The 26,450-nt window shown below is 45.3% G+C and carries 24 protein-coding genes, 5 tRNA genes and 1 other annotated feature; all 29 genes read right to left on the reverse strand.

Annotated elements, in window-relative coordinates; all coding sequences use genetic code 11:
* Positions 1-23: 23 nt before the first annotated feature.
* Entirely contained in the window at positions 24-1,535 is a 1,512-nt protein-coding gene (locus tag Q4G98_RS08265; protein ID WP_293545005.1) for an IMP dehydrogenase, read from the reverse strand.
* A gap of 106 nt (positions 1,536-1,641) precedes the next feature.
* Positions 1,642-2,919 (reverse strand): phosphoribosylamine--glycine ligase, encoded by a 1,278-nt coding sequence (gene purD, locus Q4G98_RS08270; protein WP_298563375.1) that lies wholly within the window; start codon positions 2,917-2,919, stop codon positions 1,642-1,644.
* Positions 2,920-2,940: 21 nt separating this feature from the next.
* The gene (locus Q4G98_RS08275) at positions 2,941-3,540 is read right to left on the reverse strand and encodes an mGS-like domain protein (protein ID WP_021717058.1); all 600 of its coding nucleotides are present in this window, start codon (positions 3,538-3,540) and stop codon (positions 2,941-2,943) included.
* Positions 3,541-3,556: 16 nt separating this feature from the next.
* The gene (gene purN / locus Q4G98_RS08280; protein WP_177561018.1) at positions 3,557-4,168 is read right to left on the reverse strand and encodes a phosphoribosylglycinamide formyltransferase; all 612 of its coding nucleotides are present in this window, start codon (positions 4,166-4,168) and stop codon (positions 3,557-3,559) included.
* Entirely contained in the window at positions 4,161-5,225 is a 1,065-nt protein-coding gene (gene purM, locus Q4G98_RS08285; RefSeq protein ID WP_293662183.1) for a phosphoribosylformylglycinamidine cyclo-ligase, read from the reverse strand. Before purM ends, purN begins: the two co-directional genes overlap by 8 nt.
* Before the next feature lie 13 nt (positions 5,226-5,238).
* The gene (purF, locus tag Q4G98_RS08290) at positions 5,239-6,702 is read right to left on the reverse strand and encodes an amidophosphoribosyltransferase (RefSeq protein ID WP_177561020.1); all 1,464 of its coding nucleotides are present in this window, start codon (positions 6,700-6,702) and stop codon (positions 5,239-5,241) included.
* A 3-nt stretch (positions 6,703-6,705) separates the two neighbouring features.
* On the reverse strand, positions 6,706-7,203 hold the full coding sequence (purE, locus tag Q4G98_RS08295) for a 5-(carboxyamino)imidazole ribonucleotide mutase (protein WP_177561021.1): 498 nt from the start codon (positions 7,201-7,203) through the stop codon (positions 6,706-6,708).
* A gap of 287 nt (positions 7,204-7,490) precedes the next feature.
* Complete coding sequence (gene rpoC / locus Q4G98_RS08300) at positions 7,491-11,492, reverse strand: DNA-directed RNA polymerase subunit beta' (RefSeq protein WP_298563373.1); 4,002 nt, start codon at positions 11,490-11,492, stop codon at positions 7,491-7,493.
* A gap of 17 nt (positions 11,493-11,509) precedes the next feature.
* Positions 11,510-15,232 (reverse strand): DNA-directed RNA polymerase subunit beta, encoded by a 3,723-nt coding sequence (rpoB, locus tag Q4G98_RS08305; RefSeq protein WP_177561023.1) that lies wholly within the window; start codon positions 15,230-15,232, stop codon positions 11,510-11,512.
* Between the two features lie 316 nt (positions 15,233-15,548).
* Entirely contained in the window at positions 15,549-15,920 is a 372-nt protein-coding gene (rplL, locus tag Q4G98_RS08310; protein ID WP_293545025.1) for a 50S ribosomal protein L7/L12, read from the reverse strand.
* Positions 15,921-15,986: 66 nt separating this feature from the next.
* Positions 15,987-16,514, reverse strand: a complete 528-nt coding sequence (gene rplJ, locus Q4G98_RS08315; RefSeq protein WP_298563370.1) for a 50S ribosomal protein L10 — start codon at positions 16,512-16,514, stop codon at positions 15,987-15,989.
* Between the two features lie 29 nt (positions 16,515-16,543).
* Positions 16,544-16,676 (reverse strand) — a sequence feature (ribosomal protein L10 leader region).
* A gap of 27 nt (positions 16,677-16,703) precedes the next feature.
* Positions 16,704-17,405 (reverse strand): 50S ribosomal protein L1, encoded by a 702-nt coding sequence (gene rplA, locus Q4G98_RS08320; RefSeq protein WP_021717067.1) that lies wholly within the window; start codon positions 17,403-17,405, stop codon positions 16,704-16,706.
* Between the two features lie 61 nt (positions 17,406-17,466).
* Complete coding sequence (rplK, locus tag Q4G98_RS08325; RefSeq protein ID WP_021717068.1) at positions 17,467-17,892, reverse strand: 50S ribosomal protein L11; 426 nt, start codon at positions 17,890-17,892, stop codon at positions 17,467-17,469.
* A 16-nt stretch (positions 17,893-17,908) separates the two neighbouring features.
* The gene (gene nusG, locus Q4G98_RS08330; RefSeq protein WP_177561026.1) at positions 17,909-18,442 is read right to left on the reverse strand and encodes a transcription termination/antitermination protein NusG; all 534 of its coding nucleotides are present in this window, start codon (positions 18,440-18,442) and stop codon (positions 17,909-17,911) included.
* 40 nt (positions 18,443-18,482) lie between these two features.
* Positions 18,483-18,698, reverse strand: a complete 216-nt coding sequence (gene secE / locus Q4G98_RS08335; RefSeq protein ID WP_177561027.1) for a preprotein translocase subunit SecE — start codon at positions 18,696-18,698, stop codon at positions 18,483-18,485.
* 52 nt (positions 18,699-18,750) lie between these two features.
* The gene (rpmG, locus tag Q4G98_RS08340) at positions 18,751-18,900 is read right to left on the reverse strand and encodes a 50S ribosomal protein L33 (RefSeq protein WP_298563363.1); all 150 of its coding nucleotides are present in this window, start codon (positions 18,898-18,900) and stop codon (positions 18,751-18,753) included.
* Between the two features lie 157 nt (positions 18,901-19,057).
* Complete coding sequence (gene tuf / locus Q4G98_RS08345; RefSeq protein WP_293545032.1) at positions 19,058-20,245, reverse strand: elongation factor Tu; 1,188 nt, start codon at positions 20,243-20,245, stop codon at positions 19,058-19,060.
* A gap of 144 nt (positions 20,246-20,389) precedes the next feature.
* A tRNA-Met gene (locus Q4G98_RS08350) sits at positions 20,390-20,466 on the reverse strand.
* Between the two features lie 9 nt (positions 20,467-20,475).
* Positions 20,476-20,551 (reverse strand) — tRNA-Thr (locus Q4G98_RS08355).
* Positions 20,552-20,570: 19 nt separating this feature from the next.
* Positions 20,571-20,646 (reverse strand) — tRNA-Met (locus Q4G98_RS08360).
* 20 nt (positions 20,647-20,666) lie between these two features.
* Positions 20,667-20,751: transfer RNA gene (locus tag Q4G98_RS08365), tRNA-Tyr, on the reverse strand.
* A gap of 4 nt (positions 20,752-20,755) precedes the next feature.
* A tRNA-Thr gene (locus tag Q4G98_RS08370) sits at positions 20,756-20,831 on the reverse strand.
* A 91-nt stretch (positions 20,832-20,922) separates the two neighbouring features.
* Positions 20,923-21,726, reverse strand: a complete 804-nt coding sequence (locus Q4G98_RS08375; RefSeq protein WP_298564747.1) for an undecaprenyl-diphosphate phosphatase — start codon at positions 21,724-21,726, stop codon at positions 20,923-20,925.
* A gap of 209 nt (positions 21,727-21,935) precedes the next feature.
* Positions 21,936-23,030 (reverse strand): 6-phosphofructokinase, encoded by a 1,095-nt coding sequence (locus Q4G98_RS08380; protein WP_177561064.1) that lies wholly within the window; start codon positions 23,028-23,030, stop codon positions 21,936-21,938.
* Between the two features lie 16 nt (positions 23,031-23,046).
* Positions 23,047-23,508 (reverse strand): BREX-3 system P-loop-containing protein BrxF, encoded by a 462-nt coding sequence (brxF, locus tag Q4G98_RS08385; RefSeq protein ID WP_021717371.1) that lies wholly within the window; start codon positions 23,506-23,508, stop codon positions 23,047-23,049.
* Between the two features lie 155 nt (positions 23,509-23,663).
* Entirely contained in the window at positions 23,664-24,389 is a 726-nt protein-coding gene (gene sigH / locus Q4G98_RS08390) for an RNA polymerase sporulation sigma factor SigH (RefSeq protein WP_293545041.1), read from the reverse strand.
* Between the two features lie 81 nt (positions 24,390-24,470).
* Positions 24,471-24,986: an NYN domain-containing protein gene (locus tag Q4G98_RS08395; protein ID WP_177561062.1), complete on the reverse strand. Its 516-nt coding sequence runs from the start codon at positions 24,984-24,986 to the stop codon at positions 24,471-24,473.
* A 3-nt stretch (positions 24,987-24,989) separates the two neighbouring features.
* On the reverse strand, positions 24,990-25,736 hold the full coding sequence (rlmB, locus tag Q4G98_RS08400) for a 23S rRNA (guanosine(2251)-2'-O)-methyltransferase RlmB (RefSeq protein WP_177561061.1): 747 nt from the start codon (positions 25,734-25,736) through the stop codon (positions 24,990-24,992).
* Positions 25,737-25,751: 15 nt separating this feature from the next.
* Entirely contained in the window at positions 25,752-26,447 is a 696-nt protein-coding gene (gene thyX, locus Q4G98_RS08405) for an FAD-dependent thymidylate synthase (protein ID WP_298564746.1), read from the reverse strand.
* Between the last annotated feature and the right edge of the window lie 3 nt (positions 26,448-26,450).

Genomic DNA, 26,450 nt, shown 5'->3' on the forward strand with positions numbered 1-26,450 from the left:
ATCTTTTTCCAACTTTGTGAATCTTATTTTACATAGTTATTCATGTTATTGTCTTTCAAAATAACGTCATGGGCACCGCCCTCTACCAGCGAAGTAGCAGAAACCAGAGTCATTTTAGCGTTCTTCTTAAGTTCAGCCAGATTAAGCGCGCCGCAGTTGCACATGGTAGAACGCACTTTGCTCAGGGTCAGCGTTACGTTGTCTTTCAAGGTTCCTGCATAAGGCACATAGGAATCAACGCCTTCTTCAAATGAGAGTTTGGAAGCGCCGCCCATATCATAGCGCTGCCAGTTGCGGGCACGGTTCGAGCCTTCACCCCAGTACTCCTTCATATAGTTGCCGTTGATATTGACTTTATTCGTCGGGCTTTCATCAAAACGGGCAAAATAACGGCCCAGCATCAAAAAGTCCGCTCCCATTGCCAGGGCCAAAGTCATATGGTAATCATAAACAATGCCGCCGTCAGAACAGATAGGAACATAAATGCCTGTTTCCTTATAATATTCATCACGTGCTTTAGCAACTTCTATCAACGCAGTAGCCTGGCCACGGCCGATACCTTTTTGCTCACGAGTGATACAGATAGAACCGCCGCCGATACCAACTTTGACAAAGTCAGCGCCAGCCTCAGCCAGATAACGGAAGCCTTCCGCATCGACAACATTACCAGCGCCTACCTTGACAGTATCTCCATAATGTTCGCGCACCCAGTCCAGCGTCAATTTCTGCCATTCCGAATAACCCTCGGAAGAGTCGATGCACAGCACATCGGCCCCGGCATTAACTAACGCCGGGACACGTTCAGCGTAATCACGGGTATTGATACCAGCGCCAACTACGTGACGCTTTTTGCTGTCTAAAAGCTCTAGGGGATATTCTTTATGCGTTGCATAATCTTTGCGGAAAACCATATATAATAAGCGGCCTTCATCATCAATGATCGGCAATGTGTTCAGTTTATTATCCCAAATGATGTCATTGGCTTCCTGCAAAGTAGTTTCTTTGCCGCCAACGATCATTTCATCGATCGGCGTCATAAAAGTGCTGACCTTGGTATTCAGATCCATGCGGCTGACACGATAATCACGGCTGGTAACGATACCCTCCAGTTTGCCGTTCACAGTACCGTCAGAAGTAACTGCTACCGTAGAATGGCCTGTTTTTTCTTTCAGGGCAACGATGTCTGCCAGGGTGCTGTCTGGGCGAATATTGGAATCACTGCTGACAAAACCGGCGCGATGCGTTTTTACGCGAGCTACCATTGCGGCCTCGCTTTCAACCGTCTGGGAACCATAAATGAAAGAGATGCCGCCTTCTTTAGACAGCGCGATCGCCATTTTATCATCGGAAACAGACTGCATGATCGCAGAAACCAGCGGGATATTCAAAGTAATCGCTGCTTCCTCACCTTTTTTAAATTTTACTAGCGGAGTACGTAAATCAACATTTGTCGGTACACATTCTTTAGAGGAATAACCGGGAACAAGCAGATATTCACTAAAAGTATGCGCGGGTTCATCATAATAAAATGCCATTTTCTTCATCTTCCTTTGCTCTAAATTTAAACTATGCCTTACCGGCTTTTAAAACTGATTTAGGTTATACAAAACGTCCCAGTGCCAAAGCATTGGGACGTCGTTATTATTTTTTTAACGCACGCCAGGCAATATCCTGACGGTAATGAGCTCCTTCAAAGTTGATTTTTGCCACAGCTTCATAAGCCTTATCTTTTGCTTCACGGATATTTTTGCCAATAGCCGTAACGCCAAGCACACGGCCGCCGGCAGTGACTATTTTTCCATCGATATTTTTAGTACCGGCATGGAAAACAACTACTCCGTCCATGGCATCGGCAGCTTCCAGACCACTGATAGGCAGTCCCTGTTGATAGCTGCCTGGATAACCGCCGGAAGCCATAACTACGCATACAGCTGCTTTCTCGTACCAGCCAATATCAGCCTGCGCCAAAGTACCTGTAGCACAAGCCAGCATTATTTCTGCCAGATCACCGTCAAGCAGCGGCATGATGACCTGTGTTTCCGGATCACCAAAACGGCAGTTGAATTCAACCACTTTAATATCATCACCGTTGATCATCAAGCCGGCATATAAGCAGCCCTGATACGGTCTTCCTTCTGACTTCATCGCAGCAATAGTCGGTTTTAGAACCTTTTCCACAGCCTTCAAACGCAGAATATCCGTCATGATCGGAGCAGGAGCATAAGTTCCCATACCACCGGTATTAGGACCTTCATCATTATCGTTGACGCGTTTGTGATCCTGTGCGGCAATCATGGAAACAATAGTCTCTCCGTCCGTAAAAGCCAGCAAAGAGGCTTCTTCGCCTTCCATAAACTCTTCTAAAACCACACGGGCACCGGCACCGCCAAATTTAAGGTCGCCCATCATATCGTCAACAGCGGCAAGTGCTTCTGCTTCGGTCATCGCAACGACCACACCCTTACCAGCTGCTAAGCCGTCGGCCTTAACAACGATAGGTGCGCCTTTTTCCCTAATATAGGCTTTGGCCGTTTCTATATCCTCACATACTTTAAAAAACGCTGTAGGAATATTGTATTTCTCCATCAGCTGCTTGGAAAAAGCCTTAGAACCTTCCAGTTCGGCAGCAGCCTTACTGGGTCCAAACAGTGCCAGACCTCTGGCTTTAAAGACGTCGGCGATCCCTTCAACAAGACTTGCTTCCGGGCCGACAACAGTTAAATCGATACCATTTACTTCAGCGTAATCAGCAACTTTTTCCAATTCCTGCAAAGGTAAATCAATACATTCACATTTATCAAGCAAAGCGATACCAGGATTTCCCGGTGCCGCATAAATCGTTTCTACCTGCGGGCTTTGCGCCAATTTCCAGGCCAGAGCATGTTCGCGTCCGCCGCCGCCGATTAATAATAAACGCATTGTTTCATCAACCTTTTCATCTTATTTACCTTCGACCAACTGCTTGGTCAGGTATTCGCAGATCATAGCATCATATTCGGAAGTATGGTTAAAGGCTTCTTTGGCCAATGTTTTGCGTGTTTTAATATCTGCGTCCCCATACTGCTGCAGCATGGCAATCAGGCTGGTATAGCGGGCAGGATTGGTAACAATAATCACGTCACGGAAATTTTTAGCGGACGCACGCACCATTGCCGGGCCGCCAATATCAATATTTTCTATCGCTTCGGCTTCTGTAACGTTTGGTTTGGCAATCGTTTCTTTAAAAGGATACAGATTGACAACGACCAGATCGATTGGTTTGATATCATGTTTTTCCAAAGCTGCCATATGTTCGGGGTTGCTGCGTACAGCCAAAATCCCGCCATGGATCTTAGGATTCAGGGTTTTAACGCGGCCATCCATAATTTCCGGAAAACCGGTTACATCGCTGACATAGGTTACAGGAATACCTGCCTCTCTGATAGCTGTCATCGTGCCGCCGGTAGAAATAATCTCTACGCCAATGTCATGCAGGAACTGAGCCAGCTTCACAATACCTGTTTTGTCCGATACACTTAATAATGCTCTTTTGATTCTCATTATTTATCACCTCATCTCAAGGATGCACAATAACGCGCCGTCCCTGTATTTCCAGCTTGCCTAAAGCCCACAACCGTAAAGCTTCCGGCATTGCCTTATGTTCCTCAACTAAAATCCTGGCTGCCAAAGATTCTTCCGTGTCGTCATTTAAAACAGGCACAGGCTTCTGCAGAATGATCGGACCGCTGTCTGTACCTTCGTCAACAAAATGCACCGTGCAGCCTGCAATCTTTACGCCATATGCCAGCGCCTGCCCCTGAGCATCAAGGCCAGGAAAACTTGGTAACAGCGCCGGATGGATATTGATGATTTTCTGGGTCCATTTATTAACAAAATTACTGCTCAAAATACGCATAAACCCGGCTAAAACCACGAGTTCGGCACCATGAGCACGCAAAGCCGCATCGATCTTATTTTCAAACTCTTCCTTAGACGCACATTCTTTGCGTGGAACAGCTACGGCTGCTATTCCAGCTTTTTCAGCACGCTCCAAAGCATAGGCATCAGCTTTATCACTGATGACAACAGCAATTTTCAAAGGCAAATAGCCGTCGGCTATCCTGTCCATGACGGATTGCAGATTGCTGCCGCGACCGCTGACCAAGACGCCAATTTTACGGTCACTCACTGAAAACGCCGCCTTTCATAACCGCTTTTTTATTACCGGCAACCACTTTACCCAATTCATAGAAAGTTTCGCCTGAAGCAGTAAGATGCTCGCGCACGGCATCAGCTTCTGCGGGATCAACTACCAGAACCATACCCACACCCATATTAAAAGTGCGGTACATTTCTGCCCAGGGCACATTGCCCCATTCCTGCAATTTCTGGAAAACTACCGGAACGTCCCATGCTGCGGCATTGATTTCCGCATCACAACTATCCGGCAGAATACGGGGAATATTATCATAGAAACCGCCGCCGGTAATATGTACCATACCGTGCAGATCAAACTTTTCGATCAGCGGCAAACAAGCTTTAGGATAAAGGCGCGTAGGCGTCAGCAGCTTTTCGCCTAAGCTGCAGCCAAATTCCGGGATCTCAGTATTCATGTCGTAGCCCATTGCTTCAAAGCAAATTTTACGAACCAGAGAAAAACCATTGGAATGGACGCCGCTGGAAGGCAGACCCAACAACACGTCACCAGGAGCAACCTTATCTCCGGTGATCATTTTGCTTTTTTCAACAACGCCTACACAGAAACCCGCAATATCATATTCACCCTGGGAATAAAAGCCTGCCATTTCAGCAGTTTCACCGCCGATCAGCGCACAGCCAGATTCTTTACAAGCCCTGGCAACGCCCTGTACGATGTTAGCAACCTTCTCTGCGTCAACTTTATCGACAGCGATATAATCAAGGAAAAACAGCGGTTCTGCACCCTGTACTAAAATATCGTTCACACACATAGCTACGGCATCCTGCCCGATAGTATCATGCTTATCAGCCATAAAAGCCAGTTTTAATTTAGTCCCAACACCATCAGTACCGGAAACAAGGATCGGTTCCCTGTATTTCCCGGAGTTTAAGGCAAATAAACCGCCGAAACCGCCTAAATCACCAATAACTTCCGGACGATAAGTTGCGCGTACGCTTTCTTTCATTAACTCAACAGCACGATTACCAGCGTCAATATCCACACCTGCATCGGCATAAGTCATTTGTCTTTTGCTTTGCTCGCTCATAGGGACCTCCTAATTATTTGTTCTCAAAAATATATTTCGAACCTTGACGGATAGTTTCTTCCGCATTATCGGGATAACCTGCATTGAAGCAAGCATAACACATACCTTCAGGATCCATACTGTTTAAAGAACGTTTCAAGCCTTCCAGCGAAATATAGTGCAGAGAATCCGCACCGATATACTGGCAGATCTCATCCTCTGTGTGCGTAGAAGCGATAAGTTCCTTCCGCACCGAAGTATCGATCCCATAATAGCAGGGATCGGTTACCGGCGGAGAACTGATGCAGACATGAACTTCTTTCGCTCCGGCATCTTTCAGTAATTTAACGATCTTGCCGCTGGTAGTACCACGAACGATGGAATCATCGACCATAACAACAGACTTGCCGGCAACAACGCTCTTGACCGGATTCAGTTTCAAGCGCACGGCATTTAAACGCTGCTTTTGCGTCGGCTGAATAAAAGTACGTCCAACATAACGGTTTTTAGTCAGACCTTCCATAAAAGGCACACCGGATTCCAGGCTGTAACCAACAGCAGCAGCCGTTCCGGAGTCCGGAACGGAAATAACGATATCCGGATGAATATCTTTTGTTTCTTTAGCCAGTTCACGTCCCATATTGATGCGTGCCTGATAAACACATTGTTTATCGATAACACTGTCAGTACGGGCAAAATAAACATATTCAAAAATGCAGTGAGCACATTTAGAAGGCATTTCTCTGGCCCACATCATGCTCTTAGGTTCAGCATTATCATCTTCAAAAACCAGCATTTCACCCGGTTTGACATCGCGAATAAATTCTGCGCCCACCAGATCAAAAGCACATGATTCAGAAGCCACGACCCAGCCGCCGTCCAGCTTGCCCAAACACAGAGGGCGGAAGCCATAGGGATCACGCACTGCGATCAGTTTATCATCAGTCATGATCAAAATAGCAAAAGCGCCTTTGATTTCATTAACTGCCTCGGCAACACGGTCTTCAATTTTTTCCTTGCGCGAACGTGCTATCAGACTCAAAACAACTTCTGTATCCACAGTAGTCTGAAAGACTACTCCATCTCTGGTCAAACGGGTACGCAATTCAGCAGCATTAGTCAAATTACCGTTATGTGACAACGCCAGATTACCGCCGTCAAAATAAACGCGCAGCGGCTGAGTGTTATAGGCCATACTGGAACCAGTCGTTGAATAGCGTACATGACCGATAGCAATATGCCCGGTAAGATCACCTACACCATCTTTATAAACGTCAGCCACCAGCCCCATACCTTTTTTGACCTGCATATTGCTGCCATCAGTAGTGACTATACCGGTGCTTTCCTGACCACGGTGCTGCAACGCATACAATCCCCAATAAGTATTGAGTGCCACATCGTCTTTGTGCGAATAAATACCAAAAACACCGCATTCCTCATGTAATTTATCTAATTCAAAATCAATACCCGGCACAGTTAATTCTCCTTTTTCAACCATTTCTCACTTACCCTCAGCACGCAATTTTGCGAGCTTCTCACCTTTAGCTTTTACTTCTTCCTGCATTTGCAGACGGTTTTCCGCTAATTTAGTAACCAGTTCAGGATATTTGACAGACAGGATCTGCACTGCGAATAAAGCAGCATTCTTAGCACCGTTAATGGCCATAGTTGCTACAGGAATACCTGCAGGCATCTGCACAAAGCTTAAAAGCGCATCCATACCATTCAAAGGTGTAGCATTGATAGGAATACCGATTACAGGCACTGTAGTATAAGCAGCAATAACACCGCCTAAATGAGCAGCAGCACCGGCAGCGGCAATAATAGCCTCTACACCGCGATCACGGGCACCAGCTGCAAATTCATGCACCACATCGGGGGTACGATGTGCCGAAGCAACGATCACCTCTACCTCTACGCCAAATTCTTTCAGAGTTTTTTCCGCCGGCTCAAGGATCGGCCAGTCAGAATTACTTCCCATAATAATAGCTACTTTCATGCTTCTGCCTCCTAAAGTGTCTGTGAGAAAAAATAAAACCCAAGTCGAAATCTTTCAACTGCTATATGCGCAACTAAAAATCCTTCTCGGGCCATCTCTACCATCTTATTTATTATTATAATTTTACCAATAGCTTTCCTATGTGTCAATTATAATGTGAACTTTTTAACAAAAAGTCATTCTATCGTTCGCTTTTTCCAAATCTGTTATGAATTCTATTGTTTGATTTGATAAAAACCTCTACTCCTTTTAAAAAGGAGTAGAGGTTTTGCTTAAAAACTGTAATTTTACTGTTGCTCGCTGTTAGTAGTATTATATTTGATTTTGATATCACGATAACGACTCATACCTGTACCGGCAGGGATAAGCTTACCAATGATAACATTTTCTTTAAGACCTAAAAGCGGATCAACTTTGCCTTTGATCGCTGCGTCTGTAAGCACACGGGTAGTTTCCTGGAAGGATGCAGCTGACAGGAACGAATCGGTAGCCAGAGATGCTTTGGTAATACCAAGCAGCACCGGACGTCCTTCTGCAGGCTGTAAGCCTTTTTCCAGCATTTCCGCATTCTGCGCTTCAAATTCAGCAACATCGATATATTCACCCGGCAGCATATAAGTATCGCCCGCTTCTTCGATGCGGATTTTACGCATCATCTGACGCACCATAACTTCAATATGCTTATCGTTGATCTCAACGCCCTGAGATTTATAAACGCCTAATACCTGTTGGACCAGATAACGCTGAGTTGCACGCACACCGCTGATACGTAAAATATCATGCGGATTGAGAGAGCCTTCTGTTAAGCGGTCGCCAACAGCGATTTCCATACCTTCTGTAACAGCAAGCTTTGCTCCGTAAGGAATGGTATAGATTTGTTCACCGTCTTCACTGGTAACAGTTACTTTACGAATGCCGTTTTCTTCACCAATGTGTACAGTACCGGCATTCTCAGTAAGCAAACCAGGATGTTTCGGTTTACGGGCTTCAAATAATTCTTCAACACGCGGTAAACCCTGCGTGATATCGTCACCGGCTACGCCGCCTGTATGGAACGTACGCATGGTAAGCTGAGTACCAGGTTCACCAATGGACTGAGCAGCAATAGTGCCAACTGCTTCACCGACTTCAACTTTTCTGCCTGTAGCCAGATTACGGCCGTAGCATTTACGGCAAACACCAACTTTAGCTTTGCAGTTGAGTACAGAACGAATTTTAACTTTTTCGCGCAGCGAAGCAATTTGATCTGCCATATCTTCAGTAACATAGTCATTGATATGGTAACAGATATTGCCGTCCTTATCCAAAATATCTTCAGCCAGATAGCGGCCTACGATACGGTCACGCAAAGATTCAATAACAGTCTGTTTATTTTTACCTTCGGTGATAGCTTCGATTTCAATACCTTCGATTGCATTATTGCGAACTTTAACGTCACGGACAGTGCCATTAGCCAAAATAGCGTCAATAATAGCTTCGTCGTAAGTTGACCCTGCCTCGATCAGCACAGTACCGTCAGCGGCAACAACATCTTCAGCAACTTCTTTGCCATCGAAATGATGCATCATCGCTTCTTTCAGCACAGCATTAGATTGTTCATCGCTGATGTTGATCTGGACGGTCTCGGTCTCTTCACCACTCATATCATCAGTAGCATACAAAACTACTTCCATGACTTTTGCTGCAGCCAGTTTGTTGTACAGATCCTCTGTAACAATCGTATCAGCTTCGACAATCAATTCACCAGTAACCGGATCAGTAATGCCTGCTGCCAAATTGCGGCCGATAACGATCTCACGCAATTTGTTCTGACTGGAACCCAGGGTTGCTTTACAAAGACGTCCGCGTTCTTTGACAAGATTGATGCCAACGATATCACAGTCATCTTCACGTACAATAACGTCCTGAGCAACGTCTACCAAACGGCGTGTCAGATAACCCGAGTCGGCAGTACGCAATGCGGTATCAGCCAAACCTTTACGAGCGCCATGTGTGGAAATGAAGTATTCCAAAACAGTCAGGCCTTCACGGAAGTTAGCTTTGATCGGACGGTCAATGATACGGCCGGAAGGATCTGCCATCAAGCCACGCATACCGGCCAGCTGACGAATCTGCTGCGTATTACCGCGGGCACCGGAATTAGCCATCATATAAACAGAGTTAAACGGATCCATTGTTGAGGACATCAGCTTATTGGTTACATCATCAGTAGCTTTGCCCCAAAGTTCGATAACCTTACGATAACGTTCATCCTCGCTCATCAGGCCGCGGCGGAACATACGCTCAGTTTTATCTATTTCTTTTTCTGTAGCAGCCAGAATCTCCGCTTTTTCGGGCGGGATTTTAATATCGGAAACAGCAATGGAAATACCTGCTTTACAAGCATTGTCGTAACCCATTTTCTTAACAACGTCAAGAATCTCGGCCGTACGCAGATTACCGTACAATTTATGTGCTTTAGCAACCAGGCGTCCCAATTCTTTTTTATCAAGCAGTTTATTCAAATGCCATACTTTAACTTTTTGGCCGGCTTCGTTTTCTTCCTCTTCTAAATGGAAATAACGCATTTCAATCGGCAGCTCTTCATTAAGAATAGCATTGCCAACAGTAGTTGTTACGAGACTGACACCTTCGCTGGCCGGTTCTTCATAAATATCCTTATTCGGGATATAAATTTTGATGCGCGCCTGCAATTCAACTTCACCGTGGAAATAAGCCAGCAATGCTTCGTTAAAGCTGCTGAAACGCATACCTTCGCCTTTAGCGCCTTCTTTGATAATCGTCAGGTAGTAAGAACCCAAAACCATATCCTGCGAAGGTACGGCAACAGGTTTACCATCTTTCGGTGCCAGAATGTTATTGACCGAAAGCATCAGCATTCTGGCTTCAGCCTGGGCTTCAGCGGACAGCGGCAGATGGACAGCCATTTGGTCACCGTCAAAGTCGGCGTTGTACGCAGTACATACCAGAGGATGCAGCTTGATGGCACGGCCCTCAGACAGGATCGGCTCAAAAGCCTGGATACCCAGTCTGTGCAGGGTCGGTGCACGGTTCAAAAGTACAGGATGCTCTTTGATTACGTCTTCCAAGACGTCCCAGACAGCAGTAGTCGCACGTTCTACCATGCGTTTCGCACTTTTGATATTAGTAGCCTGACCACTGTTGACCAAACGTTTCATAACAAAAGGCTTGAACAATTCCAGTGCCATTTCTTTCGGCAGACCGCATTGATGCATTTTCAGCTCCGGTCCGACAACGATAACGGAACGGCCGGAATAGTCGACACGTTTACCTAACAAATTCTGACGGAAACGTCCTTGCTTGCCTTTCAGCATATCCGAAAGAGATTTTAAAGGACGATTGCCAGGTCCGGTTACAGGGCGCCCGCGGCGGCCATTGTCGATCAAAGCGTCAACAGCTTCCTGCAGCATCCGTTTTTCATTACGTACGATGATGTCAGGAGCATTCAGCTCAAGTAAGCGTTTTAAACGGTTATTACGGTTGATCACGCGACGATACAGATCATTGAGGTCAGAAGTTGCAAAACGTCCGCCGTCTAATTGTACCATTGGGCGCAGCTCCGGAGGAATTACCGGAACGACATCCAAAATCATCCATTCAGGGCGATTGCCGGATTTCAGGAAAGCTTCGCAGACTTCCAAACGGCGTACAGCACGAATTTTTCTTTGGCCGCTCACTTCTTTCAGTTCAGCACGCAGCTCTGCAGTCAATGCCTGAAGGTCGATCTCTTCCAGCAATGCCTTAATAGCAGTAGCACCCATACCAACTTTAAAACCGCTGCCATATTTGTCGCGGGCTTCGATATATTCGCCTTCACTCAATAATTGTTTTTTCACCAACGGAGTATCGCCGGCATCAAGCACGATGTAATTGGCAAAATACAGTACTTTTTCCAGCGACCGGGGTGAGATGTCAAGAATCAGGCCCATCCGGCTGGGGATACCTTTGAAATACCAGATATGAGAAACAGGCGCAGCCAGCTCAATGTGACCCATCCGGTCACGGCGAACTTTGGAGCGGGTAACTTCAACGCCGCATTTATCGCAGACGATGCCTTTATAACGAATTCTTTTGTATTTACCGCAATGACATTCCCAGTCTTTGGTAGGTCCAAATATTCTTTCGCAGAACAAACCGTCGCGTTCCGGTTTCAAAGTTCTGTAGTTGATAGTTTCCGGTTTCTTTACTTCGCCATAGGACCAAGTTCTGATTTGTTCCGGTGAAGCCAGACCGATACGCATAGACTCAAAATTATTTACATCCAACAAGAATCGATCGCTCCCTTCTATTCAATATCGTCGGAGTTATTTAAATCTCCGTCCAACTCATCTTTAGCTTCCATGTTAAAGTTGCCAATATCTGCAACTAAATCAAATTCCGCATCTTCAGCGCTGTTTTCGTCAACAGTATATTCATCTGTTTCAACAGGAGCAGCAGCAGCCGGAATTTCGCCGTCGATGTTCAAATCGAGGTCACGTGCAGTCTCAGTGATATCATCATCACTGTCGCGCATGGAAATCTCTTCTTCGTCTTCATTGAGCACTTTAATATCGAGACCGATACTTTGCAGCTCTTTGATAAGAACTTTAAAGGATTCAGGTACGCCAGGCTCCGGTACGTTTTCACCTTTGACGATAGCTTCGTAGGTTTTTACACGGCCAACAACATCGTCAGATTTGACGGTGAGGATCTCCTGCAGAGTGTAAGCGGCACCATAAGCTTCCAGAGCCCAAACCTCCATCTCACCAAAACGTTGTCCGCCAAACTGTGCTTTACCGCCAAGAGGCTGCTGCGTAACCAGAGAGTACGGACCGGTAGAACGGGCATGGATCTTGTCGTCGACCAGATGATGCAGTTTCAGCATATATACGCAGCCTACGGTAACCTTATTATCAAAAGGTTCGCCTGTGCGGCCGTCATACAGCCTGGTTTTGCCACTTGGATCAACGCCTGCCAATTCCAGGGTAGCGTTCATATCTTCTTCATGCGCACCGTCAAAAACCGGTACGGACATTTTCATTGCCTTAATGCTTTCTTCGCCGAATTTATCGATCTCAACGGTTTCAGGCATGCCATATTTTTCAACATCATAACCGGCTTTTTCGAAACGGGCGGCTAAACCTTCAGCACCAGCCTCGATCTGCATACCCAAAGCGCGGGCAGCCCAGCCTAAATGAGTCTCCAAAATCTGGCCGATATTCATACGGGAAGGTACACCCAGAGGATTCAGCACGATCTGCACCGGCTCGCCGCTGGGCAGGAATGGCATATCTTCACGCGGCATAATACGGGAAACTACACCCTTATTACCATGGCGGCCTGCCATTTTATCGCCTTCGGAAATCTTACGTTTTTGAGCAATATGCACACGCACCTGTTCATTTACGCCAGGCGGCAGCTCATCGCCGTTTTCACGGGTAAATACCTTTACGCTGACAATCTTACCAGCCTCGCCATGCGGCACACGCAGCGAACTGTCACGAACTTCACGTGCTTTTTCACCAAAAATAGCACGCAGCAGTCGTTCTTCAGCAGTCAGCTCAGTTTCACCTTTCGGAGTAACCTTACCGACAAGAATGTCACCGGGACGCACTTCAGCACCGATGCGGATAATACCGCGTTCGTCAAGATCCTTCAGCGCTTCTTCAGAAACGTTGGGAATATCACGGGTGATTTCTTCCTGACCAAGTTTAGTATCACGGGCATCGCAGTCATATTCTTCAATATGGATAGAAGTAAAGATATCGGCTTTAACCAGATCTTCACTCAGCAAAATAGCATCTTCGTAGTTGTAGCCTTCCCACGGCATATAGGCAACAATTACATTGTGGCCAAGTGCCAGTTCGCCGTGATCTGTTGCAGGGCCATCTGCAAGCACTTGTTTTTCAACTACTTTATCGCCTTTATTGACGATAGGACGCTGGTTGACGCAGGTCCCCTGATTAGAACGTTTGAATTTCAAAAGTTCATAAACATCAACACTGCCGTCTTCCGCACGGACACGGATTTCGTTGCCGACAACACGTTCAACGACACCGGCACGTTTAGCTAAAACACAAACGCCAGAGTCAACGGCAACCTTATATTCCATACCGGTACCGACAACAGGAGACTGTGTGCACAAAAGCGGCACAGCCTGACGCTGCATGTTCGCACCCATCAAAGCACGGTTAGCATCGTCATTTTCCAAGAACGGTATCAACGCCGTAGCAATGGATACGACCTGTTTCGGAGAAACGTCCATATAATCGACCTGATTAGGAGGCAGAGACAAAACTTCATTCAAATAACGTGCCGTAACACGTTCGCCCAGAAAATAACCGTTTTCATCAAGCGGTTCGTTGGCCTGAGCACAAATATATTCGTCCTCTTCATCGGCCGTCAGATAAACGATTTCGTCAGTAACTCGTCCTTCTTCTTTATCAACCTTACGGTATGGAGTTTCCATAAAACCATATTTATTGATAATAGCAAAAGTAGACAAAGAACCTATCAGACCGATATTCGGACCTTCAGGAGTTTCAATAGGACACATACGTCCATAATGGGAATGATGGACGTCACGGACTTCATAACCGGCGCGTTCACGACTCAAACCACCAGGGCCAAGTGCAGACAAACGACGTTTATGAGTTAACTCAGCCAGAGGATTATTCTGATCCATGAACTGAGACAACTGACTGCTGCCGAAGAATTCTTTGATTGCGGCAACAACAGGACGGATATTGATCAAGGCCTGCGGCGTGATCACGTCTACGTCTTGAATAGTCATACGCTCTTTGACGACGCGTTCCATACGGGCGAGGCCGATTCGGAACTGATTTTGCAGCAATTCCCCAACGCTGCGTACACGACGGTTACCTAAATGGTCAATATCATCGCCCGTACCCAAACCATCCATCAGGTTAAGCAAATAACCAAAAGATGCTAATACGTCTTCTACGGTTACGGTGCGGTGCTTTTCAGGAATGTCAGCAGTACAGATCAATTTCAGAACCTGTTCTTTAACGCGGATAAAAGCTTCTTTCAAGCCTACGCCGCTGAAAATCTCACTTTGCTCGATGATATCAATTGCCTTATCGTCGATTTTAGTGCCTGCCGGCAGAATAATTTCACCGGTAGAAGTATCAACCAGCGGTGCGTCAAGGACTTTATCCAGCAAACGACGGCGCCAGCCCAATTTTTTATTGAGCTTATAACGGCCTACACTGGCAAGGTCATATCGTTTATTATCAAAAAAGGTAGCTTCGATCAACTGCGTAGAATTTTCCAATGTAGGCGGTTCGCCAGGACGCAGTTTCTTATAAATTTCAATTAAAGCTTCTTCACGGTTAGTCGTTGCATCACGTTCCAAAGTTGCCAAAACAGAAGGATGTTCACCAAACAGTGCCAAAATCTCAGCATTGCTGGACAGGCCTAAAGCGCGCAGTAAAATCGTAGCAGGTAATTTCCTGGTCCGGTCCACACGGGCATAGATAACATCATTAACATCTGTTTCAAATTCGATCCAGGCGCCGCGGTTTGGAATAACGGTGGTACCATACATTTTTTTACCGCTGGGGTCCATGGATACATTGTAATATACACCTGGAGAACGAACCAACTGGCTGACGATAACACGTTCAGCACCATTGATAATAAAAGTACCGGTTTCAGTCATCAAGGGGAAATCGCCCATGAAAACTTTAGATTCTTTGATCTCGCCGGTATCTTTGTAAAGCAAGCGAACATTTACGTTTAACGGCGCCGAATAAGAAGCGTCACGCTCCTTGCATTCTTCAACGCTGTACTTAGGCTCACCTAAAGTAAAGCCCTCAAACGAAAGTTCTAAATTACCTGTAAAATCCTTGATCGGAGAAATGTCATGAAAAATTTCACAAAGACCTTCTCGCATGAACCACTCATACGATGTTCTTTGGATGTCAATCAAATGAGGCATTGGTAATACTTCATTGATTCTGGCATAACTGTACCGAGTCCTATCGCCTACGGGAACCGGTTTAAACATGTAATCCCTCACCCCTTCATATTTTGCCAGGCAGGCCAAACTCAGCCCTTTTCACGAATGACAAAAAAAGCAAGGTTCCAGATTGTCTCAAGGACCTTGCGTATTGTCTTCGATGAATGGGCTTCATCTTTACCGTATGAGCAGTATACGATTCCCAACCACTGAGCCATCGTAACTGTTATCAAAATACCTGCAATTCATTTATTTACTGTGGTTTATTATGATATCATAAACCTTTTCTCTTGTCAACAGTAAATGAAGAAATAAAATAAGCTTCCTGTAAAACAGGAAGCTTATTAAAAATTTTAGGCTAAAATTATTTCAATTCTACGGAAGCGCCAGCTTCTTCAAGTTTAGCTTTCAAAGCTTCAGCATCAGCTTTGGAGATTTTTTCTTTAACAGCTTTAGGAGCGCCGTCAACGATTTCTTTTGCTTCTTTCAAGCCAAGACCAGTTGCTTCACGAACAACTTTGATAACGTTGATTTTGCCAGCGCCAGCGGCAGTCAAAACTACGTCAAATTCAGTTTTCTCTTCAGCAGCAGCAGCGCCACCAGCAGCCGGAGCAGCAGCTACAGCTACAGGAGCAGCAGCAGATACGCCAAATTTTTCTTCCAGAGCTTTTACCAATTCGGAAAGTTCGAGTACGGTCATAGATTCAATAGCTTCGATGATTTGTTCTTTGTTCATTATATATACCTCCATAAATTCAAATGTTTTATTTTTTTATTCAACTTGCTCTTTTAAGCGCTGTGCTTATGCAGATTCTTTTTGCTGACGAACAGCGTCGAGTGCATAAACGACATTGCGGATAGTACCTTGAAGTACATTGACAAAACCGCTGATAGGAGCATTCATGCTGCCCAGCATTTTTGCAATAAGAACTTCTTTCGGCGGAAGCTCTGCCAAAGCTTTAATTGCAGCTTCGTCGATAACCTGACCGTCGAGCACACCAGCTTTGATAGTTAATGCTTTGTTTTCTTTTGCGAAATCGCAAATGATTTTTGCTACAGCAACGGGATCTTCAGGAGCAACAGCAATTGCAGTGTTTTTCTCCAATACAGGTTCTAAACCTTCGATACCAGCTTCATTTGCAGCAATACGCAGCATTGTATTTTTTACAACGCCATATTTGACACCAGCTTCGCGCATTTTGCGGCGAAATGCTGTATCCTGAGCTACGGTCAGACCGCAGAAGTCAACCAGAATAGTGCATTTTGCAGCGGTAAGGATTTCTTTAAGTTCAGCAACCTTAGCTGCTTTCTCTGCTCTAATAACTGCCATGCATCACACCTCCTTCTTTAAAATGATTTTATAAAATCAAAAAGACCTCTCGGCCTAAGCCGGAGGTCGCGAAGGTCTATCTTCATCGTCTCCAGCCTCGGCAGGCGTTTTATACTTATGCGTTACCGCACCTGCTGTCTATGGCCCGATTATCTTCTGATTTATAAAGTTGTTACCACATCAAAAATCTTATTTGTCGCTGTTAGCTTTCAAAACGTCGATTTTTACGCCAGGGCCCATAGTGGTAGATACAGTAATGGATTTAATATACTGACCTTTTGCGCCGGACGGTTTTACTTTGATCAGAGTATCAACCAAAGTGATGTAGTTTTCCAACAGTTGTTGTTCGGTAAAAGAAGCCTTACCGATAGGAGCCTGGACATTACCGGCTTTATCAGTACGATATTCGATTTTACCAGCTTTGATTTCATTGATAGCACGAGTTACATCCATAGTAACGGTGCCAACCTTCGGGTTAGGCATCAAGCCTTTAGGACCGAGGATTTTACCCAAACGGCCAACAACACCCATCATGTCAGGAGTTGCAACGCAGACTTCAAAATCAGTCCAGCCGCCCTGGATTTTAGCAACCAATTCTTCGCCGCCTACATAATCAGCACCAGCAGCTTCTGCTTCCTGAACTTTAGCGCCTTTAGCAAATACTAAAACAGATTTAGATTTGCCAGTGCCATGGGGAAGAACGAGAGCGCCGCGAACCTGTTGGTCAGCGTATTTGGGATTTACACCCAATTTGAAAGCAACTTCTACAGTGCTGTCAAATTTAGTAACAGAAGTTTTTTTAACTAATTCCACTGCTTCTTTCGGAGCATAGAATTTGTCAGCTTCGATAAGTTTCAAAGCGTCTTGATATTTTTTACCAAATTTTGCCATTAAACTTTCCTCCTTGTGGTGCAAACGGATAATTCCTCCCACGTAAATAGTCGACTATAGATCAGTCAACGATGGTGATGCCCATGCTGCGTGCAGTACCTTCTACCATTCTCATAGCAGCTTCGATATCAGCAGCGTTCAGGTCAGCCATTTTAGCTTCAGCGATTTCGCGAACTTTATCGCGGCTCAATTGAGCAACCTTCTTTTTGTTGGGTTCGCCGGAACCTTTTTCCAGACCAGCAGCTTTTTTCAGCAATACCGGAGCCGGAGGAGTTTTGGTAATGAAAGTAAAGGAACGATCTTCAAATACGGTAATTTCTACCGGAATGATCAAACCTGCTTGTTGAGCAGTACGTTCATTGAACTCCTTAACAAAAGCCATGATGTTTACACCAGCTTGGCCGAGTGCAGGGCCTACAGGAGGAGCCGGAGTAGCTTTACCAGCCGGTACCTGTAATTTTACCATTTTTACGACTTTTTTCGGCATTTATTACACCTCCTTGTTATTCAGTTTCTTCAACCTGAGTAAAATCAATCTCAACAGGTGTTTCGCGTCCGAACATGCTAACCAGAACTTTCAGTTTACCACGTTCTTCATTAATCTCAGAAACGCTGCCGACACAGCCGGCAAACGGACCTGCTTTCAAGCGAACCAGCTGTTGTAATTGTAAATCAATTTTCGGGCGGCTTTCTTCCACGCCCATGGAGCGCATGATCTGTTTGACCTCTTCATCAGTCAAAGGAATCGGTTTAGTACCGGAACCGACAAAGCCGGTAACACCCGGTGTATTACGCACGGCATACCAAGAGCGGTCATTGACAATCATCTCTACAAGCACGTAACCAGGAAAGACTTTTCTCTGGACACTGCGTTTTTTGCCGTCTTTTACTTCAACCTCATTTTCCATAGGTATTACAATACGAAAAATTTCATTTTCCATACCCAAGGAATGAACTTTACGTTCCAGATTTGCGCTTACCTTATTCTCATAACCGGAATAAGTATGGATTACATACCAACGTTTTTCTGATTCCATATTAATGATAGGGAAGCTTCCCTTTCCTCCTTACGCAAACTTATTGCAAAATCAAGCGAAAAACAACATTGAAGAAGGCATCAATGACCCAAATCAATGCCGCACAAATAATAACCGCGATCAAAACCACTGCGGTATTAGCAATAAGCTCTTGTTTGGTAGGCCAGGTTACTTTTTTCAGTTCTACTTTAGTTTCACGCATAAAGCGTGTAATACCGCCTGCGTTCTTCACACCCGTAGTTTCCGGAACGGCCATTTTTTCACATCCTTGCTTGAATACCTGATACTAAATCACACGTTAACTAAAATTATTTAGTTTCTTTATGTAAAGTGTGTTTTTTGCAGAACTTGCAATATTTATTCAGTTCGATACGATCAGGATCGTTCTTTTTGTTTTTGTTGGTTTGATAGTTGCGTTGTTTGCACTCAGTGCAAACCATGGTAACTAAACTGCGCATATTTAACACCTCTCTTACTCATAGATTACCAATCACAAAATTTCACTAATATAGAGTACCACAGTTAACACTCTATGTCAACAAACTTTCAAAAATATACTAAGACCGGTCTATGCAGGACCGGCCTTAGCAGAAAATAAGGTTATCGCACTCTTAATTATTCGTTGATAGCAGCAACAACGCCAGCGCCAACAGTACGGCCGCCTTCGCGGATCGCAAAACGCAGACCAGGCTCGATTGCGATCGGAGTGATCAGCTCTACGTCCATCGTTACGTTATCGCCAGGCATTACCATTTCGATACCTTCCGGTAATTCAGTTACGCCTGTTACGTCTGTTGTTCTGAAGTAGAACTGCGGACGATAGCCGTTGAAGAACGGTGTATGACGGCCGCCTTCTTCTTTCGTCAGTACATATACTTCTGCTTTGAATTTTGTGTGCGGATGAATGCTGCCCGGTTTTGCAAGTACCTGACCGCGCTCGATGTCTTTACGGTCTACACCACGCAGCAGGCAGCCGATGTTGTCACCTGCTACTGCTTCGTCCAGCAATTTGCGGAACATTTCTACGCCGGTTACTACTGTTGCTTTTTTCTCTTCTGTCATGCCGACAATCTCAATGTTGTCGCCTACTTTGATTACGCCACGTTCTACACGGCCAGTTGCTACTGTACCACGGCCGGTGATCGTGAACACGTCTTCTACAGGCATCAGGAACGGTTTGTCAGTTGCGCGTTCCGGGATAGGAATGTATGCGTCTACTGCGTCCATCAGTTCCATGATTTTTGCTTCGTATGCTGCGTCGCCTTCCAGTGCTTTCAGTGCGGAACCTACTATTACAGGAATGTCGTCGCCGGGGAAGTCGTAGCTGGAGAGCAGTTCACGTACTTCCATTTCTACTAATTCGATCAGTTCCGGATCGTCTACCATGTCTGCTTTGTTCAGGAACACTACCATTGCAGGTACGCCTACCTGGCGGGCAAGCAGGATGTGCTCACGAGTTTGCGGCATCGGGCCGTCTGCTGCGGATACTACCAGGATAGCTCCGTCCATTTGAGCGGCGCCGGTGATCATGTTTTTAACATAGTCAGCATGGCCTGGGCAGTCTACGTGTGCGTAGTGACGGGTTGCAGTTTCATATTCTACGTGGGAAGTGTTGATGGTGATACCGCGTTCTCTTTCTTCAGGGGCTTTATCGATCATGGAGTAATCCATGAATTCTGCGCCGCCTTTAGAAGCCAATACTTTAGTGATTGCTGCGGTCAGGGTTGTTTTACCATGGTCAACGTGACCGATGGTACCGATATTAGCATGCGGTTTTGTTCTTTCATATTTTTGCTTTGCCATTCATTTTTCCTCCGAATCTCTTTTGTTATTTATAAAATAGGCTTTGAAGCCATTTTACCATATTCGCCGCCAGCCTGTAAACTCCTGCTTGCAGTTTTATGATTATAATAAAAAAAACCCCATCACTGAGGTTTTATTTTTTATTGGTGGCGGCGCACGGATTTGAACCGCGGACACTCCGGGTATGAACCGAATGCTCTAGCCAACTGAGCTACGCCGCCATATTTATTTGGAGCTGATGACCAGGATTGAACTGGTGACCTTATCCTTACCAAGGATACGCTCTGCCGACTGAGCTACATCAGCATCGCAACCAAATAACAAATGGTTGCGGGGGCTGGACTTGAACCAACGACCTTCGGGTTATGAGCCCGACGAGCTACCAACTGCTCCACCCCGCGATGAAAACTAATTAAAAAAGTGGTGGAGAGGGTTGGATTCGAACCAACGAAGCGAAACGCGGCAGATTTACAGTCTGCTCCCTTTAGCCACTCGGGAACCTCTCCATTTTGGAGCTGGCAATAGGACTTGAACCCACAACCTGCTGATTACAAGTCAGCTGCTCTACCAGTTGAGCTATGCCAGCACTTAATTAGTGACAAGGAAGATTATATATTAACATAATCATTTTGTCAACTACTTTTCAATTAATTCAGTAACTTTTTTTACAAAACTCTTTAAAAGTAAAAGTATGTTAAAGCAGCTACAGCAAGTATGATACGATAATATGCAAAAGATGTCAAGCTATATTTATGAAGAAATTTTAAAAACCACAATACAGACCAGTAAGCAACCACGAATGCAACCACAAAACCTATCGCCAACATCTGCAGATCATCAACTGTCAATATACTGATATTTTTTAAAAGATCGTACAAACACGCTACAAACATCAATGGTACTGCAATCAAAAAAGTATAATTTGCCGCGGTCTCGCGTTTCAGTCCTACCAAAAGACCTCCTGCCAAAGTGCTTCCCGACCTGGAAAATCCTGGCCACAACGAAAGCAGCTGAAATGCCCCGACAAGAGCAGCCTGTTTCAAAGAAATTTTATCCACATCATCCAGCAATTCCGATTGTTTATCTTTTGTCTTATATTCAGCATACATCATTAATAACGCGCCTAATACCAAACCTATTGCGACCGTGAAAGGTGAAAAAAGATATTCTTTGATATATTTATACGCAAAAAATGCCACGCCCATTACAGGGACAATACCAACAGCTACATGCCAAACGCTCAGGCCCTTATCAACCTGCCAGCCTTCCTTGGTAAAAAATCTGGCAAACCGCTCTTTATAAATAAAAATAACTGACAGGATTGCTCCCAGCTGTACGAAAACGTCAAAAATATCTGCCGCCGGACCATCAAACCCCAGCATATGCCCTACTATGATCATATGCCCTGTTGATGATACTGGCAAAAACTCAGTTACACCTTCTACAAAGCCTACTATTACCGCTATCAAATTCTGATCCATTATCGTTATCGATCCTTCCACAATTACCTTATCGCATAATTTTTACTAACTTCTACATTATACAGGTTATTATCTCTACCGCCAAGTTTAATTATATAAATTTACCTGAAATTTACCTGAATAATGACAAAGAAAAGGACAGCGGCGTCCATTTCCGCTGTCCTCTGAATGTTGCTGTAAACTAAAGTTCTTTGATTTGACTTATCAAGTCAGTCACCAAAACATAAGCCCATTTGACGTCCTGTGCGAATTATATCGCTGTCTACTGGTACTAACCGTGGCTTGGAGGCAACTTTCTCAATAGGCTCCGTAACGATCTTATCGTTTTGCAGTGATACCATAACGTTATATTCCTTGCGTATACAAGCCTCGACCGCTGCTACACCATAACGCGTAGAAAGAACTCTGTCGAAAGGTGTAGGCGTGCCGCCTCTTTGTAGATAACCTAATACAGTACACCGCGATTCGATACCCGTTTTCTCCTCGATCTCACGAACCAGTTTTTCTCCTGCTCCGCCGAGACGGATGGGCTCGAAGCTTCCCTTGACCATGCGTGCGACAGACATCTCACCGCCCACAGGTCTTGCTCCTTCAGCTACAACAATAATACTGAATTGTTTCCCGGCTGCCTGGCGGGCCCTGATTTTTCCAATAACCGAATCAATACTGTAGGGTATCTCCGGTATCAAAATAACATCTGCTCCACCGGCTATGCCGGAATGCAATGCGATCCAACCAGCATAACGCCCCATAACCTCCAGCGCCATAACGCGGTGATGAGATTCTGCCGTTGTATGGATCCTATCCAAAGCTTCCGTAGCCATCGCCATTGCTGTGTCAAAACCAAAAGTACGTTCTGTACACGGAAGGTCGTTATCGATCGTTTTGGGTACCCCCACGACCTTTACTCCGCATTCTTTAGCCAGTCTTGCAGCTATATTCAAGCTGCCGTCTCCGCCGATAACCACTAAAGCTTCGATACCATTTTTTTCAAGATTAGCCATTACTTCCGCGCGTTTATCGAAATAAACCAATTCCCCGTTTTCTTCCACAGCAAACTTGAAGGGATTGTCGCGGTTAGTCGTTCCAAGAATCGTTCCGCCCCGAGGCAGGATTCCCGAAACATCTTTATAGTCCATCAGCCCCATCCGGCCTGTCACCAGTCCGTTGAAACCGTTTTCTATGCCAAATATCTCATATCCATTATTAAGGGCCGTTTTTACTACTGCCCTGATAACTGCGTTTAACCCGGGGCAATCACCGCCGCCGGTCAAAACTGCCAGCCTTTTCTTTGCTTGGCTCATTACTTACCTCGCTTTTTTAATCAACGTTCCAAACCGTAAACCCTTCCGAACTGATACGGATGGACTCCGTTCCATCAAATTTATCATAACAGAGTTTTCCTTCTTCAAGGTAACCCGGCCAAGCTGTTACAATAACAAACTTTTCGCTGAGCTTATGCAGCAAAGCATCAACATCAATATGAAATACCGGTACAAACAGGGTTTGCAGACGATCAAGCAAAATAACCTCGCTGTCATAGCCTTCCAATATATCCGCCATCATCTCAGGTGCTTTTGCCTGACGCTCTCCAGGAGGAACCTCCAAAAATTTTTCAGTAATCAAAAGACGGCAATCGATGTAATCCCATTTCTTCTCTTCAGCAGCTTCGCGCAGCACCTTGCTTTTACCGCTGCCCGGTTTACCAGTTACGATAACTACTTTTACATCATGGTCTTTGACACCTTCTACAATTTTTACAAATTCTTCTACTTGGCTCATGTCCATTACCTCCCAATTACGCTCAGCGTAAAATTTGCCCTTCACTTTCCAGTTACTGCTATATTCGCTGTTTGTTTACGAAATCCTTTAAAAAAATAACATCATTCAGAAAAATCTAAATGATGTTACTATTTTGTTTCACATTTATCAATTTATCAATCACGTTTGCGGTGAGTGAACCGTTCGCTGGGATCAATGGCTAAAAGCCCGCTGTAGACTTCGCTCAGATCGGTATTATCATTACGGTTGGTAATATATTTTTCCAATTTACGTTTTACCCTCTGCAGGGCATTATCGATCGATTTGATATGCCTGTCCAGTTCAACGGCAATCTCCTGATAGGATTTACCATCCAGATAGCTCATCAGGACTTTCCATTCAAGATCACTGAGGATATTATTCATTTTATTTTCGATATCAGCAAACTCTTCTCTGCTGATGATCATATCTTCAGGATTAGCAACTTTGACACCGGAAATGATATCCAGCAAGGTTCTGTCAGAATCTTCTTCATAAATAGGCTTATTCAAAGAAACATACGAATTAAGCGGTATATGCTTCTGTCTGGTTGCTGTTTTGATGGCCGTAATAATCTGACGTGTCACACACAGTTCAGCAAAAGCTCTGAACGACGACAGCTTATCGCCGCGAAAATCACGGATAGCTTTATAAAGCCCGATCATCCCTTCCTGGATGATATCCTCACGTTCGGCACCTATTAAAAAATAGCTTCTGGCTTTAGCCCGCACAAAATTACGGTATTTATGCAAAAGATATTCCTGAGCAAGCGCGTTATCTTCTTGTTTAGCCTTTAAGACGACATCTTCATCCGCCATGTTTTCAAAAGCAGCATAAGGATTATATGGCGTTTCCGTACTCATTGGCACAACCTCCGTTTCCTAGGAATTTCCTGCATCTGTCAGCTTTTTCATTATACTCCATACTTATGTCAGCGTCAATTTTTAGGTATCCCGACGCAGTTTTTCAAAATGATCCAGAATATGCTCCTGCAGCCTGCCTCCCAGCTCATTACGGCTCAAACCGCCTGTAAGCTGTTCGCTGCGCTGTGCGATCTGTTTTTTTGTAAGCAGATACTCTTCACGGAATTCACGGGCCGAGACCCTGTAGGCACCGCTTCCCAAGACATTCAGCTGCTCTGCGTAATCGCTGGTCACAACAAAAACATTGTTGCCGCCTTTTACAAGCTCATACACGCGTCGCTCGATCCATGAATCAGCAGTTTCCCCTTCATTTGTAAAGACAACCTCCAAGGCTCCTTTCTTTTCAAACGAAGCAACTCCCTGTACTTCCTGAGCATCAAAAACAACGATTCCCGCATACCCCTTAAAAGCTATATATTCGGCTAATTTTTCTTTTAAAATCTCGCGGGCATGTTCAAGATTCTCCTCCCGCAATTTGCGAAAATCCTGCCAGTTATTAATAACATTATAACCGTCTACCACAAGCCATTCTTTCATAACTTAAACGCCCGCCTGCACCCGACGCTGACGCACGACCTCATACAACAAAACAGCTCCTGCCGCCGAAGCATTCAGCGAAGAAACGCCGCCCTGCATCGGCAGACTGACAATAATATCACATTTTTCTTTCACAAGCCGTCCCAAACCTTTACCCTCAGCGCCCACTACAATGACCATCGGGCCGGTCAGATTACTTTTATAATAATCTTCACCCTGCATATCCGCTCCGGCGATCCAAAAACCAAGTTTCTTCAGCTCTTCAATCGTCTGCGGAATATTGCCGATCTGGACTACAGGCACATATTCTACCGCGCCGGCAGAAATTTTTGCCACCACAGCATTCAGCGGACAGCTGCGCCGCTTGGGAAGCAACACTCCATGTACGCCGGCAGCGTCAGCCGTTCTGATCAAAGCTCCTACATTCTGAGGGTCCTGCAGCTCATCCAATAGCAGTAAAAAAGGAGCTTCACCCTTTTCCTCTGCCAACGCCAAAACCTCTTCCAGACTGTGAAAACGAATAGGGGCAGCTAAAGCGACAAACCCCTGATGGCGCAGTCCGCCAGCCAGTTTGTCCAGTCTTTCAGCTTTGCAAAACTCCAGAACTACGCCCGCAGTTTTTGCCAGACCAAGAATCTCGCTGACACTGCCGCCTTTGATGCCATCCTGCACAAACAGTTTATTGATAGATCTGCCGCTGCGCAAGGCCTCTGTTACAGAATTGCGTCCGGCAAGAATTTCTTCAGACATAGTTCCTCCTAATTATCACTGCTGTTTTTGTTTGGCCGCCAGAATAGCTTCCAACCGGCCGCAGCTCATTGCTCCTTCACGGCAGATACCTTCGCTGACACAGGTCGGCCCTGCATTTTCAAATAATACCGGTGCGACTTTTTTACATTCAGCCAGCATTCTTTCCGCAAGCAGCCTGATCTCCCACTGCGCACGATTACAGCAGCGCAGGCTGAAGAAATTCATCAAAGATCTGACGTTAAACGTTGCAACGATTTTAGTTTCCGCCGCATTGGGAAGCACATAACGGGCATCTTCTGCCGGGATACCAAACTCTTCGGTAAATTCGTTATACATAGTCTGAATATCCGTCATCAGCTGTTCAAACCTGGCCTTAGCCTCAGATCTGGCGGCGATGGTAGGAGGCATAATCGTTTCAAAATCATGCTCTTTAACATAGCGCTGCGATTGCTGCGAATAAGAAGCGATACGGTGACGTACCAGCTGATGTGTCAGTACTCTGGAAACTCCTTCTATAGCAAAGGTGAACGTAACATGTTCCAAGGTTGAAAAATGTCCCATTTCCACCAGTTTGCGTACCAATTTTGCCGCCTGTTCATCAGACATTTTTTCTTCAAGCTGCGCGGCCCCAATGGGCGAATAGCATAGACGCGCGCTCATGGCAACTGTCTTTTCAGGTTCCGGTGTATGTCTGAGTAATTTTACTTCCATGTT

This window comes from uncultured Phascolarctobacterium sp., assembly GCF_958349595.1.
Taxonomy (GTDB): domain Bacteria; phylum Bacillota; class Negativicutes; order Acidaminococcales; family Acidaminococcaceae; genus Phascolarctobacterium.